Below are 15,833 nucleotides of genomic sequence, written 5' to 3' on the forward strand. Positions count from 1 at the left end.
CACCGACCGGACCTGATCTGGTCTGCCGCCGATTTATTCTCAATTTATTCCAAAACAGCCATCATGCCGCAAACTGACGTAAAAGCCGCCGTTCTCCTCCTCAATCTAGGATCACCCGATAGCACCAGCGTTGAGGATGTCCGCCGCTATCTTGATGAGTTTCTCAGCGACGAGCGTGTGCTCGATATGGCGGCGTGGAAGCGGAAGCTGATCCTGAAGCTCTTCATCCTGCCAAAGAGGCCTGCGGAGTCCGCTGAAGCCTACAAGGAAGTGTGGACGGATGAGGGCTCCCCCTTGATTGTAACCAGCAAGGAGCAGCAAAAGCTGGTATCGGATCAAGTCGATATCCCCGTCTTCCTGGGCATGCGCTACGGCAGCCCGTCCACGGGTGATGTGATCCGTGAGATTGTGTCGGCCGGAGTCACCGATCTTTTCATCATGCCGCTCTATCCGCACTATGCGATGTCGAGTTATGAGACGGCGGTGGTCAAGGCGATGGAGGAAATCAACAGCCAGAGTCCGGGGATGCGGACCAATCTACTGCAACCGTTTTATAAGGATGACGATTACATCCAGGCCCTGGTTGATAGCGCCATGCCACATCTGGAGGAAGACGACGACCTGCTGCTTTTCAGCTACCATGGCATCCCTGAGAAACACGTGCGGAAAACAGATCCGTCACACGCACATTGCCTGGTGAGGGACGACTGCTGTGTCACGCCGAACCCGTGCCATGCGACCTGTTACAAACACCAGTGCCTGGCCACCACGGAGGCGTTCCTGGAAAAATCCGGTATCCCCAGGGAGAAAACGGCGATCTCATTCCAGTCGCGCCTCCTTCGTGACCCGTGGCTCGGGCCATACACCGATTTTGAGCTGAAACGCTTTGGCAAGGAAGGTGTCAAAAAAATCAAGGTGATGTGTCCGGCCTTTGTTTCCGATTGCCTGGAAACCCTCGAGGAAATCGGTATGCGCGGCGTGGAGGAATTCACCGGAGCGGGTGGTGAGTCGCTGACCCTGGTCCCCTGCATGAACGCACACCCTAGCTGGATTCAATTCCTCAAGGGGCGAATCCAGCAATGGCAGACATCACTGTCCACAGATCACTGATCACCGCCCACTGGCTTTGAACTACCTCGCCCACCTTTTATTAGCAGACGATACTGATGCCTCGCGCATCGGAAACCTGTTAGGTGATTTCACCCGGGGGCCGATGGCTGAGTTGGCGAAAATCTACCCGGCCGAACTGGTGCGCGGCATCAGGATGCACCGGGCGGTGGACCGGTTTACGGACTCCCATGTGATTTTCAAGGAGGCACGGCGGTTGCTGGCACCTGAACGGAGGAGATTCGCTGGTATCATCGTGGATATCTTTTTCGACCACTATCTTTGCCTTCACTGGGAGCAATATTGTGAGATTCCGCTGGAAACATTCATTGAGGATATTTACCGGGCACTGGAAGAGAACCCCGGGTGGCGGGCGGGGAGGCTGGCCAAGGCCTTTCCAATGATGCGCTCTGAAAACTGGCTGATGACCTATAGCAGCATCGAGGGAATCGGACTCACCTTGAAGCGGGTGTCGTCCCGGAGTCCGAGGATTGCACGGATTGCCGGTGGCGCAGACGATTTACGCAGGAACTACGGAGCGTTTGAAGCCCATTTCCATGACTTCATGCCGGACTTGCTGGCTTTTGTGGTCGATTGGAAAAAGACCAACTAGTTATTCATCCTTCCCTTTTTTCCCTCCAAGGATGCCGTCGAGGATACCTCCCGCTTTTTCCTTGAGCAGTTTTTTCGCTGCCTCTTTGGCGGCTTCGGCGAAGTCCATGATCACACCGACGGGTCTTATTGTGGGATCGGAAAAATCGCCCGACGACTTCATGCTTACCAGCAGCCGTTGATCACGGAAGAGGCGTTCTTCGATGTCTTTGGCCACGATCGGCTGGACTTGTTCGGGCAGGAATTCGACCCCCTTGAGGATCACTGACCGAAAGTTGACGCTGGCATTTTTTGATGCCAACAGCTCCGCCCTCACTTCATGCTGATCTGTTTGGGTCTGGAGCCATGAGTCCTCCAGGGCGGCTAACTCCCAGTCGTCGACCCAGATCGACAGCGGTTTTTTCACCGTGATTTTTCCGAGGTGGTAGTGCGCAGCAATCGCCTCACTGCGGCCAAAGGTGGCCTTCTCTGGCAAAGCAGCCACCTTGATGCCGACCTTTTCGAGAACCGACAGATGGTTCCAGGACCGGGTAATAAAAGGAATCCGCGTATTCAGCCACGAGTCCTTGCCCAAGCTGAAGTCGCCATGGACATCGGGTTCGGCGTCACCTGTGACCGGGTTGAAAATACGCGTGGTCGACTCCCCGCTGAGATAGATGTCACCATACTGCCAGCCCTTGGTGGAATCTATGCGAATGTGACTGTTGATCCGGAGTTTCGCGCTGTTGGTTTTTGCCAATTGCCTGGGGTCAATTTCAATGGCACTGAGATCCATCTCGACATCAAGGCACTGCAAGCGGATCGCCATGCCTTCGAGAATCACAACCACCTTGGAATTTTTGATTTGAAGACCTCCAAGGGTAGCCACGAAGTCCTCCTGGTCAAAAACGTTGAATCCCCCGCCCTTCCCGCCATCCGTGGATCGACGTTTTTTTCCGCCTGGGGCCTCGAACATTTTTTCGAGCGAAGTGCTCCCGTCAGCGTGATAGCTGGTGGTGATTTGCGCGCCACTGATCGTGATGTTCGAAACGTCAACATGTTTACGAAGGAGCCCCCAGAGACCCACACTAAGGCTGGTTTCCTTGATTTTGATGGGGGCTGCTCGATGTGACCTTGTTCCCTTGGGTGCAAGACTGACATCTGTGAGGGTCACCTTTGCGGGCAGGCTGAAAATCGAGACCTTCACATCTCCAATTTCAACCTCACTGTTAATGGATTTTTCTATGTTCTCCACCAGAAAGCCCTTGGTGATCAAACTTTTCGCTAACAGCTCGATACCGAGAACCAGGAACGCCAGGATACCGACACCGACCGCGGCGATCCTGATGAGACGTTGTTTCCTGTTGGCTGGCTTACTGCTCCCGGCCCTCCTGGGTGATCTGCTACGGACTTGTTGCTGGCGTTGCATAGACGGGGATTGTAAACGGTATCGTCCGCCGCTCAACCTATTTATGGAGTTCGTAATCGGGGCTTTCTGGTCTTGCAAGACCGGCTATCATGACAATAGGGTATGGCCATGTTTCTGACACTGATGAGCGCAATCTGCCTGATAACCCTGGGGCTGGCTGGATTTTTGGGTTGGGAGCGCCTTGAAACCGATGGCAACCAGGTGGAAATGCTGATGCCTGTGTTTTTTGGCGGCGCCTTGCTGATCTGCCTTGCCTTCAGCCGGCAACACTACCGCCATGGCCTATATGGATGCCTGATCATCGCCCTGCTCGGGGTCATTTCCGCCGTTGTCCGCATCTACCAATATGAGGCGTTTCAAAGTGTCGCCGACCCCAAGACCCGCCTGATCCTGGCCATGGCCGGAATCTGCCTGATGCAAATGGTGATTACCTGGAGAGAGGTGCAGGCCGACCGGAATGACACAGCCCCGCCGATCTAACGCGCTATAGCTGCCGGAGGCGTTATGGCTGGATCACGACACGCGTGCCAACGGGTGTCAAACCAAAGAGTTTCTTGGCGGCACTATGGGGCATCCGGATACAGCCGTGGGATGCCGGGTAGCCTGGACAGTACCCTGCGTGGAATCCAAACGCGCTACAGCTGAGCCGCTGGAAATAAGGCATACTCGAGCCGTAAATGGTTGAACTGTGGCTTTTATGTTTGTCGGTGATGACAAAGGTTCCCTTGGGCGTTCTGAACCCTGACTTACCGGTGGATACCCGACTGCTAAAGATCACTTCCTGCTTGGCATTGAAAAGCCTCACCCTTTGCTCTGATAAATCGAGAACGGCATGATGGATTTCCTTCTCGGGATCCTGGCCGAGGATCACCTGCATCGCCTTGATATCCCCACGGCGTGAGGCAAAGTTAACCGGGTAGAGATGGTGTTTTCCCGTGTAGACGTATTTTTTAGCATCATGCTCGATCAGTGTCGACATGATCGCAAGATCACCATTGTTAGTAGCCATCATCAGAGGTGTGACACGACGTTCGTTCTTCAAGAACCAGCGCATCGATTCTTTTTCCGTGAGCTCAAGAAACGACTGGGATACCGGACGACCAAAATAGGTGTTGGGGTCGGCGCCAAATTCGAGCAATAGGCTGACCATAGCGGCGTCGCGCATCGCCACAGCCATGTGGAGCGGGCGCTGCCCTTCCTTGCCGCGGGCCAGGGGATCGGCACCATATTGCAAACATAGCCCGGCCAGCTGAAGCTGTCCTTTTCTAACACATGACGCAATGATACCGTCCACGGCATTACTCTCCTGGTCACGCCAATTTTCAGGCCGTATCCCAGCTTCAAGAAGCAGGCGCAGCATCTCGATATCTCCATTGTCCAGAGCCTCACCGATGATGTTCGATCCGTCAGCACCACGTGAAAGCAGCATCGCGATCATCGCGTCATTACCCGCCTCAGCAGCGACCTCAATGGGTGACGGGTTACCATCAGTCGCCTCATCGACAGTGGCGCCGTAGTTGATCAATTCAACGGCCTCTTTGAACAAATTTCTCCTGACCATCTCCCCCAGCAAGCTTTCTTTATTGGAACCGGGCACGTTCACATCCACTCCGGCTGTAAGTAATCGCTTCATTCCCCGCCACCGTTCGACAGGGCCACGGGCATGGGCAGCGCTCCAGAGCGGGGTAACACCATTGTCGTCCCTGATGTCGGGATCGGCACCAGCCTCCAGCAGAATGTCCATGCATTGCATCAGACCATCCTCTGCGGCAATATGCAGCGCGGTCCGGCCGTCCTTTCCCGCCGCACTGGGATTGACACCACTGTCCAACAAAAGCTTGATGGTATCCATCCCACGGAATTTGACCGCTTTAAGCAGGAGAGGATTGTTATCGTGACCCACTTCATCGGGTGACACACCACCGTTCAGCAGGCAGAGGACCATGTCCTTGTTACCCGAATCAAGGGCCAACTCCAAAGCCCCCCTACCATTGCCCGAACGGGCATGCCGATCGACATCCAGCTTTAGCAACATGCCTGCCACTTGGAGGTTGCCTGTTTTAACGGCATAGAGCAAGGGGGTGTCACCCTTTTTATCGCGCACCTCCATATAGGCACCCTCCTGCAAGAGCAGTGCCACCCTATGGTTGTCGCCGAGCTTAACGGCATCCAGCAGTGCCTGGCCTGAGGCGCCGTTTTCAATGGTCGGGCTTTGGCGACAGGAAGACAAGGCAGCGAGTATGAGCAGACCGAACACCAATAGGCACCCGGTTGGCATCCGTTTCCTGTTTTTGGTAACCCGCATCGACGATGGAATATAGCTTCTGTAATGCTACCTGTAAACACGTGCCCTAGCAAGCATGATGCAAACCCTATAACTACAAGGAAAACCCGGCGGAGATCGTGACGGGAAGATGATTCGATCCTCTTAACTAGCATGCCTGCCACAACGTGGGCAGCGCAATAGCGGCGTCTACAGAAAGCTTTCCCAGCAATCGTCAATGCTTCCACGTCTCCGAAAACCGAACAGAGGGCGCCAGCGGGGAGCCCTCGGACGAGTGGCGGGAAACATGTTGGCCTCGTGCGGGAGCTTGTTCGCCTTGCGGTTATTGCAGCCGATACAGGAAGTGACGATGTTATCCCATCGGGTCCGCCCCCCCTTGTCGCGGGGAACCACATGATCGAGATTCAACTCCTTGTCCGGAAACTCCTTCTGGCAATACTGGCAGGTGTAGTGGTCGCGCATAAACACATTCTGCCGGGTAAACTTCACCTCTTTGCTGGGGAGCTTGTCGTACATCGCGAGCACAATCACTTTCGGGATCTTCATCGCAAAGCGCACCGAGCGAATCACGCCCTCGGAAATTTTCTCCGATGACGATTCCAACCATGAGCCGAGGTCGTGGGTCTGGTATTTCGTTTCCCCCTCGGCCTCGACCACTTGGGCGTGCCCCAGACAGAGCAGCTTGACTGCCCTCCTAACGGAACAAGTGTGGATGGGCTGCCAGAGCTTGTTCAGCACCAACACGTTATAGTTCAAGGCATCGACCATGGGGGGAGATATCAGATAGCTAGCCACATACCATGATCTGATCGCCGCTTCAATAGCGAAATTATTGATTTGTTAACGACTTCAACGCATTCTCGCTACGGGAGACGCTGTAAAAAACCCCTCACCGCCTGCCGGTCCGGGTGCCGCCTGAGGAGTTCCTGTAAAATGGCCTTCCCTTCTTCGAACCGGCCGGTTTCTATCAGCACGGCGGCTTTTCCCTGCAAGGCATCCGCATTATCCGGATCTTGCGCCAAGGCCCGCTCGTACCAGGCTAGCGCGGCTGTCCTGTCATGCTGCGCCCCCAGGGCTAACGAACCCAGATCCACCATCAGCGTTGCCCGGGTCGGAAAACGGCGCACCCCGTCCAGCAGAGCTTTCTCAGCACCCGCTATATCCCCTCTTTCCATGAGTAGCCTGGCCAGGTGACTGAATGAGGCCTCGCTGTGCAGAATTTTTTTCCCGCATGCCTCCCGGTACATCTTTTCGGCCTCTGGTTTGCGATCCAGCTTCTCAAGCATTCGCCCGGCGTTATTGGCGGCCAAACCCGAATTCCCATCAATCTCCAAAGCCTGCCGGAACAACTCCAGGGCGGCCTCAAAATCCCCTTGCTCCTCACGAATCACGCCGAGATGCACCGGGGCTAACAAACTACGCGGATTGATCGACCGCTCATGGGTGAACAGGCACTCACTGCTTTTCCAGATTCCCACCCTGCCCCAGCTAACCACCGCAACCAAAATGACAATCATCGCTGCGCACCCGGTCATCATTTTCCGCTCCACCGACTTCACAGCCCACTGGGAAACAATCCTGACAATACCTGCTAGCACCACCAGCATGCCAAGGTGGATCAGGTAGCTATAGCGGTCGGACACAAAGTAGAAACTAACAGGCACCACACCACTCACAGGAAGCCACAACAGAAAAAACACACCGAGCCCGAGCCATACCAGTCGGTCACGCCACCCGATGGCAACCACGACAGCCAGGGCGGCCAGCAAGCCGACTGCGGGAACCAACCAATCGGTCAGCACACCGGCGGGAGGGTAGACCCAGAGTTGGCCAGGCACCGGGAAAAAGAAATTCTGCACATACCACCACAGTCCGACGGGCATCAACATCATCCGTCTGCCGGCAGGCATGACATCCGTAACGTCAGACATCCCCCCGGTGCGTTGGAAATGGATGGTCAGCCCGGCCACCAAGGCGGATACAAACACAAACGGCAACACGCGAACACCCCAGCCTATTGCCTGTCCCAGGCTCAACCTGGCGTCACTGCGCAGCAGCTCCCGTAATAACAGGATCAGCGGTAGCGGAACGACACTGGGTTTCGAAAATCCGGCCATCACAAACAAACCCAGTGACAGCCCATACCACAGCAGGTTTCCAGTCGGTGAGCCTCTCCACTTTTCCCAGCTCCACCAGCACCAGAGGAAAAACGCTCCACTCAGCACGTCTTTGCGTTCACTGATCCACAACACACTCTGCACCCGCTGTGGATGCAGTGCCCACAGCATGGCAAGAAAGAGTGCCATTCCCGTATTCCCGGTGATACGGCGCAGCAGGAAAAACATGCCGACCGACCCGAGCGTGTGCCAGAACACATTGACCGCGTGATGCCCTCCTGCCTTCTCCACTCCAAACATCTCCACATCCAGCATGTGCGACAGCCAGGTAAGCGGATGCCAGAGATTCGTCTGCCCCACGTCAGTTAGGGACCACTTCACACCTTGAATCGTCAACCCTTTCGACACCATTTCGTTTTCATACACATAGGCGGGATCGTCGTAATTGATAAAATCAAAGCCCACCGACTGGCTAAACAACGCCCCAACAGCACAAAGCAACACCAACACTGAGAGCCATGTCCGACCTCGTTGTTGTCTACTCACCATATCCGTCTGCATGCGCGGGGAACCTAAACGATTTCTGTTCTTTGCACACTCCTAAATCACCCTTATCAGACCCGGCACCGATGCGATTCACCCAAGGAACACCAATACGCATATATACTTATTGTCAAATTTATTAAGAAATGTTAAATACTTCCAAGCCCCTTTTGATCATGAAAACCATACTAACCACCCTCGGAGTGCTCGCGAGTCTTGGCACTGCGCTTACCGCCCAGTCCAGTTTCACCTATTCTTTCATCGAAGCCGATGGCAACCCCTGGCCCTCCGATTGGTCCGGTGGCAGCTTCAGCAGCGAGGGGCATCATGCGTCTGGCTGGGGTTTTGATTCCGCAGCCCCCAGTGACGACTACACGGGTGCCTACATGGGCGACCAGAATGTGGCCGTTGTCGGAGCCAAGTATTACAACTCGGGTAGTTATTCTTTGGAAAAGGGAGTCCTTACCTACACCATGGCGTGGAACGTCAATGGAGGCAAAGGTTTTGCCGATAACGGCTCGGCAGGCTCACCCGCAAACCAGATTTTCCAAATGGGATTGTTCAACGGCACGCCCACGAACACATGGTTCGGGAAAAGCCTTTCCAATGTCTCAGGCGGCGATTCCCTCTATCTGGCGGGCGTGGAGGTCAGTGCCAATCCCGTTACTCAAACGGGCTCACTCAATCTCGGGGTGTTTGATGAGGAGGGTAATCAGCTCGCCGATTTCGGCAGTATGAACTATACGGCTGTTAGCAATCCTGGAGGGGGCGAGGGCGTGCATTTTTTCAACTTCAGGCAGGACTACACTTTTCTCAATAAAACTCAACTTACCCTGTCGCTTTGGATGGATGAGTACGTTGTGAATGCCGGGGCTGGCACGACAACCTACGTCGGCCAGACCAGCTTCGGAACCCAAACCATCACCCACGGCCTCAGCTCAACGGAGGCTCTCACCCCGGGCTTGGGCATTTCCGTCAAGGACTACGCCAACGTTTCCATCACTGCCGCGAACTATGATGGTGGAGTCGAGTTAATCGTCGTCCCGGAGCCCGGTATACTCACCATGTTACTCGCGGGTGTCCTACCGGCGTTAGGTTTCAGAAGGCGTGGTTAGAATGGCCCACAGGCCGACGAGACAATTCCAGAGCAAGCCTTCCGGGGCTTGCTTTTTTTGTTTACCAGACTTCCCCTGTCGCCCACTCGCATTCATACTCCGTTCATGTGCGGGATAGCAGGTGGACTTCACTTACGGCAGGATCAGCTCGATTCCATGCTGGAGGCTCTCCGTCATCGAGGGCCTGATGGCAGGGCTTCTTTTGATGCGCCCCCGTTTTCTTTCGGTATGACCCGCCTGGCGATTCTTGATATCGAGCACGGGCAGCAACCCTTCACCTCAAAGGACGGGCGTGTTACGACCGTGTGTAACGGGGAAATCTATAACTGGCAGGAGCTCCGCGTTGAGCTGGAAAAGTCAGGGCACCATTTCAAAACACGCTGCGATTGCGAAATCATCCCCGCCGCATGGATCGAGTGGGGGCCTGACATGCTGGAACGATTCAATGGCATGTTTGCCATCGCGCTACATGATCGCGACACCGACTCACTGTTCCTCGCCCGCGACCGCTGTGGCCAGAAGCCGCTTTACCTAACAACATCCGGACCATTCCTGTTTGCATCGGAAATAAAAGCGCTGAGCGCAGCCGCCGTTGCGCTTGAGCCCAACCCGATGGAGCTGTCGAACTGGCTTTCTCTGCGCTATGTCTCGGAGCCTGCCACGATGTTTCGTAATATCGAGACGCTCCCCGCCGCCCATTGGATGGAAATCCAAGCCGATGGCACCAGAAAAACGGAACGGTATTGGGTTCCCCCGAGTAGAGGGCGGCAGACATCAGCCGACCGTATTCAAACCGTCGATCAACTCGACCGCCTTGCCCGTTCCAGCGTCGAGTTAGCCCTCCAATCCGATGTCCCCGTAGCCACCTATCTGTCTGCCGGGGTCGATTCCTCTTTGCTGGCGCACTACATTCAAGACCTGGGGGCCGAGGTCACCAGCGTCTCGATCGGTTTTGGCGTCGGCTCCGATGAAACAGCCGAGGCATCCCGATTCGCCAGGTCCCTGGGTTTGGATCATCATCCGACACAGCTGACCCCGGAATCCCTGCAAGACCTTCCGCGTGTGATCTCGCAAATGGAACGCCCCCTTGGTGACGCCCTGATCCTCGCTTTTGACAAACTGGCGTCCCACACCTCGAAGCTTGGTTGCAAGGTCGCCCTCGGGGGCGAAGGACCCGATGAACACTTTGCCGGTTATTCCTTTCACAAAGCCTACCTGACCGCAGCCAGGATCGGGAAACTCGGTCGCAACCTCGCGTCCACCTTCCTCGAAAACTGCCCCACATCCCTGCTGAACAAACTCAGCCAGTTTCCTGCCGACCTAGGGCCGGAAGGAAGGGAAAAGGCGATGCTATACCTCGACCGCTTTGACATCCTAACACCTACCGAGCAGATCCATTCTCTGCGCACCTTGTTCAGCCACGAGGATATCAAGGCCATGCTCCATCCGGATCTTCTTGCCCATCAGCAACAGCCTGGCAACAACGAAAAAAAACCGCGCAGGTCCCAGCGCCTCGACTTCGCCCTCAGGTCCCAGTATGACTCATGGTTACCGGACTGGTCATTGATCCGACAGGATAAAAACGCCATGGCGCATTCGCTCGAATACCGAGCCCCCTTTCTCGACCACCGCATCATCGACTTCGCGTTCGGCTTGCCTGATTCGTTCAAAATCAAGGGGCGGCAAGACAAGGTCATCTGGCGGGAGCTCGCTGCGCGCCATCTCCCTGCGTCGGTTACCCAGCGTCCCAAGCAACCTTTTTACCTTCCACTGGAGAATCCCGCCTGGAGAGAACCATTCATCAAGATGGCCCATGATGTCCTGGGCCCTGATGGTTACAGCTGTAATGGCTGGTTAAACCCCAAAGCGGTTATCCCGCTCCTAACAGCCACCCATTTCCTACCACTGAAACAACTCGCGGCCATTGTTATTTTACAGATCTGGCTCGACGCGGTGTGATGAGGCAAGCTCCGCAAGAACCAGACGACAGACCTAAATAATTATTGTATTTAACATTGACTGTCTATCAAACATCGTTTATCAACGACCTGTCGCCCCCCCTTACATTATGATTAAGCAATACATAGCACTTGGTTCCATCACCCTTATCCTGGCCTCACCGTATACCCTAGCCCAAGGGACATGGACATATGACTTTAGGCAAGCTGATGATCCTATCATGAACTCCCCTTGGGTTGTGAGTTCAAACACAGCATCCGGTGATGCAAAAATCACGGACGGACACGGGATAGGCCACGCTGGTGACCCGAACGGTATCGGTGCCGTTAGTTTCATGGATCAGGGCATCGATGCCTCGGTCAATATCATCCATACCGCAAACAGCTACTCGCTGGCAGCTGGAACAGCAACAACGACGATGATCATGGGCTGGTCCGCTCATCCACACACTGACCTGCTAGACGATGGCTACAGTGCCGGTAACGAGATTTTCCAAATCGGCTTGCTCAGTTCATCCACCGGGCTCATGGGCGTGGCGGGGGCGGAATCATTCTACCTGGCAGGCATTGAGGAATCTGCAAGTCTGGCCACCAACCAGACCAATGTGGTATTATCAATGGCCGACACCAACGGGGTGCTCGGCAGCTTCAATGGCGGGACACCGATCACCTTTGATTCCAAGGATTACCATGTTTTCAAACTCGGCATGACCCCTGATTTGGCAGGGAATGTCAACGTCACCCTTGAAATGGATCTCTTTATTTCCAGTGGAATCTACGGCACTTTCACCTACGGTGGCAACACCAATCTCGGCACTATCTCCGTGGCTAACAACGTAGCCAAAGTCGGCAACATGTTCCCCGCACTGGGCTTTAAACTTGAGGACTCCAGCAAGGTATCCATCACTGGAGCCAGTTTCGACACAGCACCGGTACCCGAGCCATCCTCCGCGCTACTTCTGTTCGCCTCCAGCCTACTGCTAATCAAAAGGCGTCGATAAGCAGATTATCGCCATCGGTAAATCCACAACTCAAGAGGCCGGCCTTTTCATGATCGGTCTCTTTTCATGGGTGTATTGGTCTGATAGTGTTTGAAAGACAAACAATGAAAACCCACTCCACCACCACTACCGCTGCGCCCACCTCCAACATCCGGGTCGGCCTCGTAGGCACTGGCTCCATGGGAAAAGGAATCGCATTCCAAGTCCATGCCACGGATGGCATGGAGCTATCCTGGGTTGCGGATATCGATTCCGAGGCTGCCAGAGAAACAGCCAAACTCGCACCCGGAGCCAGATCGGGATCCGACTGCCTGCTACTCATTTCCGAACAACCCATCGACTGCCTGGTAGAAGCCACTAACTCGATTGGTGCCGCCGCTGAGTATTGCCTGGCAGCGATTGAATCGGGTGCGCACGTGGTGCTCATGAATGCCGAAGTCGACCTGGCACTCGGACCACTTCTTCACCATGAAGCGAAACAAAACAATCTAACCGTAACTTCAGATGCAGGGGATCAGCACGGCGTATTAGCCACCATGATCCACGAGGCCGATCTGATGGGGTTTGATATTGTTCAAGCCGGGAACATCAAAGGGTTTCTCGACCGCGATGCCACCCCTGAGTCGATCAAACATGAAGCCGAGATCCGCAATCTGTCGGCCACCCAATGCTGTGCTTACACCGATGGCACCAAACTGCACATCGAGATGGCCGTGCTCGCCAATGCCTTGGGATACTTACCGCCAGAGGGAGGCATGACCGGGCCACGCGCCAAAGACGTGCAGGAAGCACTCACACTATTCGATTTTGAGAGCTACGGCGATACACCCCGGATCGACTACCTGCTTGGTGCCGAACCAGGGGGGGGCGTCTATCTTGTGGTTAAACCCAAAAAGGAACTCCCCGCCGAGCAGGCGTTCTATTTAAATTATTACAAACTGGGAAACGGCCCCTACTACCTGCTCTACCGCCCCTATCACTTGTGCCACTTGGAAACCCCCAAGGCGATCCTGGCAGCGGTCAACCGACAACCCATTCTCACGACGCAAAAGCAAACCTGCGATGTCTACGCCTACGCCAAACGTGACCTCCCAGCAGGAACGGAAATCAAACACGCCATCGGCTCGGCCGAGGTATATGGCTTGGTGGAACCCCGACAGGAACACAAGATCCCTATTTCGCTCCTTGAAAATACCACGATTCTTAAAGCCTCCCTACGTAAAGACGACGCAATCACGCACCAACACCTGAATCTGCCCGATTGCTTGCTAACCGGCCTTTGGCAGAAGCAGCAAGGCCTGCTGGGGTAGTTACGCTCTGAGGGAGCCAAGTCGATCAGCAACCAGATGCCCAGTATTTTTTCGACTCGCACCACACCTGCATTGATTTACCGGACCTCCCCTCCGATGCTTCGAGTAAGCCGCTGGATCACACTTGCCGTCGATTTTGCCCGGAATACACGCCTCTCACCGCTTTACAATATCCCCGGGACCTTGAACTCTCCCATACCATAAGGTATTCTGGTTGATTCTGGCTGAATTCCGGCAGCCAAACATTATTTACTATAACATTCCCATTGTAGGACCCGAGTCATCCAGTCCTTTTAAACCAGACCCTTTGCAGTCATGGCCGATCGGATTCTACAGTCCGCCTGTCATTTTTTAAAGCACTCGGTCGTCTCGCATTGGCTTATTCCCCTTGACCTCCCTTGCCACACTCATGATCTTTCGTTTGTGGCTCATGATCCCCCTACTCATCTAACCATACTTGGCGCGGGTCCCTGTGGACTCTACGCCGCGCACACGGCTCTTCAACTTGGGGCGCAGGTTGCCATCCTCGAAAAAGAAGCCCACCCTGGGGGTCTCGCCGCAGGACATCGATGTGGCGACAACTGGTATGACCTCGGCGTCCACATGCTGCATGCCTTTGACACGGAAGTCTTTGCACACTGCGCCGAAGCCATGGGCGACGAGCGTCTCGAAGTCCCCTTGAAGTCGCATATCAAGTGGGGCGGGAAGCTCTACCACTACCCACTCCGTGGCCGGGATATCCTGGCGGGTATCCCCCCGCTGACCCTTGCGCGCTGTCTCCTTGGGCTGGTCACAGCTGAGATCGAGTCCAGATGGGGGAACCGCTCTCCCGGTCCCGATGCTGAATCCGCCCTTTGCGAGCTCTACGGCCCCGCTTTGTATGAGTTTTTCTTCGAGGAATTCACCCACCGCTACTGGGGGATTCACCCGCGCGACTTGTCGGCGGAGTTTGTCAGGAGAAAAATGCCGCGACTCTCCGCTGTCGATGTTTTAAAAAACCTGCTGGAAAAACTTCGCCTAACCAAACCTCGCGACGCCACCGAGGGCGCGTTACGATTCGAAACCTTACACTACTCAGCCAGCGGCGCCGAAGCCCTGCCCCGTCTCCTCATAAAAAGCCTCCAGGAAAAAGGAGCCCAAATCCACCTCAACACCCCCGTCACTCAAGTTAGCCACGACGGAGAGTTCATTACGGGAGTGAATCATTCAGCATTCAACATTCAACATTCAACATTCCTCTCCACCATCCCCCTGCCCCATCTGATCAAGGCGCTCGATCCACCGCCTCCGGCAAATGTGATTGATGCCGCGAAACGGTTGCGGTTCAAACCCATGGTTGTTTATGCGCTGTTAGTCAAAAAGGAACAGTGCATGGACGCGCTCTACACCTACTACCGCGACCGCGTTTTCCATCGGGTCGGTGAACCCAAAAACGCCGGGCTGCTGGTTACACCCGCCGATCACACCACACTCATCGTAGAAACAACCTGTGAGGTCGGCGATGCCAAGTGGAACGGTGACGCATTGCCCCAAATCCTAACAGACCTTGAAGCCGAAGGCCTCTGCTGTGCGGACGAGGTGATCGAACACCACCTGCTGAAGGCGGAACAGGCCTACCCGATTTTTGCAAAAGGATTTGAGCCACACCTCAACACGGTTCTCAATTACCTGGGGCAATTCACCAATTTACGAACAACGGGTCGACAAGGCGCGTTCACCTACCCTAACATGCACGCCGCGATGCGCATGGGATCCGATGCCGCCAAAACTCTACTGAGCTAAAAAAAACACCTCGTGAAAACAACTTCCACAACCCTCGCCGGCGTCACACTACTGAGCCCCCCGCAGTTTCCTGACGAGCGGGGGGCTTTCCGGCCCGTCTTTGCGCAGCGGCTCCATGCCGATGCCGGATACGATCATCCGTGGGCGGAAATGAACCTCTCGCACACCGAGCAAGGCTGCATCCGGGGACTGCATTTCCAAGAGCCCCATGCGCAGGCAAAACTGATCACCGTGGTCTCGGGGACCATCTATGATGTTGTCGTCGATCTCCGCAAGGACTCGGTGACTTTCGGGAGATGGGCGGCGTTTACGCTCTCGGCCGACAACCCGGAACATCCGTCGCAGATCTATATTCCCGAAGGACTGGCCCATGGCCTCGCCACACCTGACGGCCCGGCGACCATCGCCTACCTCGTTTCCAAACCCTGGAACCCTGAAACAGAACAGGTGCTCAACTGGAACGATCCGGATTTGAATATCCCGTGGCCGATTGAAAATCCCCAGCTATCCGCACGCGATCAACAGGGAGTCCCGCTTGAGAACCTCTATAGGATTTAGACAGAATTAACGGAATTAACAGAATTATATGGGGGGAT

Annotated in this window: 13 protein-coding genes; 9 read left to right on the forward strand and 4 right to left on the reverse strand. The window is 55.0% G+C overall.

Features of this window, described 5'->3' with window-relative positions; translation table 11 throughout:
* Positions 1-63: 63 nt before the first annotated feature.
* On the forward strand, positions 64-1,110 hold the full coding sequence (gene hemH / locus H7A51_10270; GenBank protein ID MCP5536600.1) for a ferrochelatase: 1,047 nt from the start codon (positions 64-66) through the stop codon (positions 1,108-1,110).
* 16 nt (positions 1,111-1,126) lie between these two features.
* Positions 1,127-1,720: a DUF479 domain-containing protein gene (locus tag H7A51_10275; GenBank protein MCP5536601.1), complete on the forward strand. Its 594-nt coding sequence runs from the start codon at positions 1,127-1,129 to the stop codon at positions 1,718-1,720.
* Here the strand turns inward: H7A51_10275 and H7A51_10280 are convergent, their stop codons facing one another.
* Entirely contained in the window at positions 1,721-3,127 is a 1,407-nt protein-coding gene (locus H7A51_10280; protein ID MCP5536602.1) for a hypothetical protein, read from the reverse strand.
* A gap of 123 nt (positions 3,128-3,250) precedes the next feature.
* Here H7A51_10280 and H7A51_10285 point away from each other — a divergent pair, with 123 nt between their 5' ends.
* A complete protein-coding gene (locus H7A51_10285) occupies positions 3,251-3,607 on the forward strand; it encodes a hypothetical protein (protein MCP5536603.1) in 357 nt (118 codons plus the stop codon).
* Between the two features lie 22 nt (positions 3,608-3,629).
* Here the strand turns inward: H7A51_10285 and H7A51_10290 are convergent, their stop codons facing one another.
* The 3 genes from H7A51_10290 to H7A51_10300 form a co-directional block, all read right to left on the reverse strand.
* On the reverse strand, positions 3,630-5,357 hold the full coding sequence (locus tag H7A51_10290; protein ID MCP5536604.1) for an ankyrin repeat domain-containing protein: 1,728 nt from the start codon (positions 5,355-5,357) through the stop codon (positions 3,630-3,632).
* Positions 5,358-5,600: 243 nt separating this feature from the next.
* Positions 5,601-6,179 carry an HNH endonuclease gene (locus H7A51_10295; protein MCP5536605.1) on the reverse strand — a complete coding sequence of 193 codons (579 nt, stop codon included), beginning with the start codon at positions 6,177-6,179 and terminating at the stop codon, positions 5,601-5,603.
* A 95-nt stretch (positions 6,180-6,274) separates the two neighbouring features.
* A complete protein-coding gene (locus H7A51_10300) occupies positions 6,275-8,089 on the reverse strand; it encodes a tetratricopeptide repeat protein (GenBank protein ID MCP5536606.1) in 1,815 nt (604 codons plus the stop codon).
* A 158-nt stretch (positions 8,090-8,247) separates the two neighbouring features.
* Here H7A51_10300 and H7A51_10305 point away from each other — a divergent pair, with 158 nt between their 5' ends.
* From H7A51_10305 to rfbC, 6 genes are all read left to right on the forward strand, one after another.
* A complete protein-coding gene (locus tag H7A51_10305) occupies positions 8,248-9,186 on the forward strand; it encodes a hypothetical protein (protein MCP5536607.1) in 939 nt (312 codons plus the stop codon).
* 105 nt (positions 9,187-9,291) lie between these two features.
* The gene (gene asnB, locus H7A51_10310) at positions 9,292-11,145 is read left to right on the forward strand and encodes an asparagine synthase (glutamine-hydrolyzing) (GenBank protein ID MCP5536608.1); all 1,854 of its coding nucleotides are present in this window, start codon (positions 9,292-9,294) and stop codon (positions 11,143-11,145) included.
* Positions 11,146-11,365: 220 nt separating this feature from the next.
* Positions 11,366-12,145, forward strand: coding sequence for a PEP-CTERM sorting domain-containing protein (locus tag H7A51_10315; protein MCP5536609.1), 780 nt, complete (start codon positions 11,366-11,368; stop codon positions 12,143-12,145).
* Positions 12,146-12,249: 104 nt separating this feature from the next.
* Complete coding sequence (locus H7A51_10320; protein MCP5536610.1) at positions 12,250-13,455, forward strand: homoserine dehydrogenase; 1,206 nt, start codon at positions 12,250-12,252, stop codon at positions 13,453-13,455.
* 315 nt (positions 13,456-13,770) lie between these two features.
* Positions 13,771-15,237, forward strand: a complete 1,467-nt coding sequence (locus H7A51_10325; GenBank protein ID MCP5536611.1) for an FAD-dependent oxidoreductase — start codon at positions 13,771-13,773, stop codon at positions 15,235-15,237.
* Positions 15,238-15,249: 12 nt separating this feature from the next.
* Complete coding sequence (rfbC, locus tag H7A51_10330) at positions 15,250-15,795, forward strand: dTDP-4-dehydrorhamnose 3,5-epimerase (GenBank protein MCP5536612.1); 546 nt, start codon at positions 15,250-15,252, stop codon at positions 15,793-15,795.
* The last annotated feature ends 38 nt before the right edge of the window (positions 15,796-15,833 follow it).

This window comes from Akkermansiaceae bacterium, assembly GCA_024233115.1.
In the GTDB taxonomy this organism is placed as follows: domain Bacteria; phylum Verrucomicrobiota; class Verrucomicrobiia; order Verrucomicrobiales; family Akkermansiaceae; genus Oceaniferula.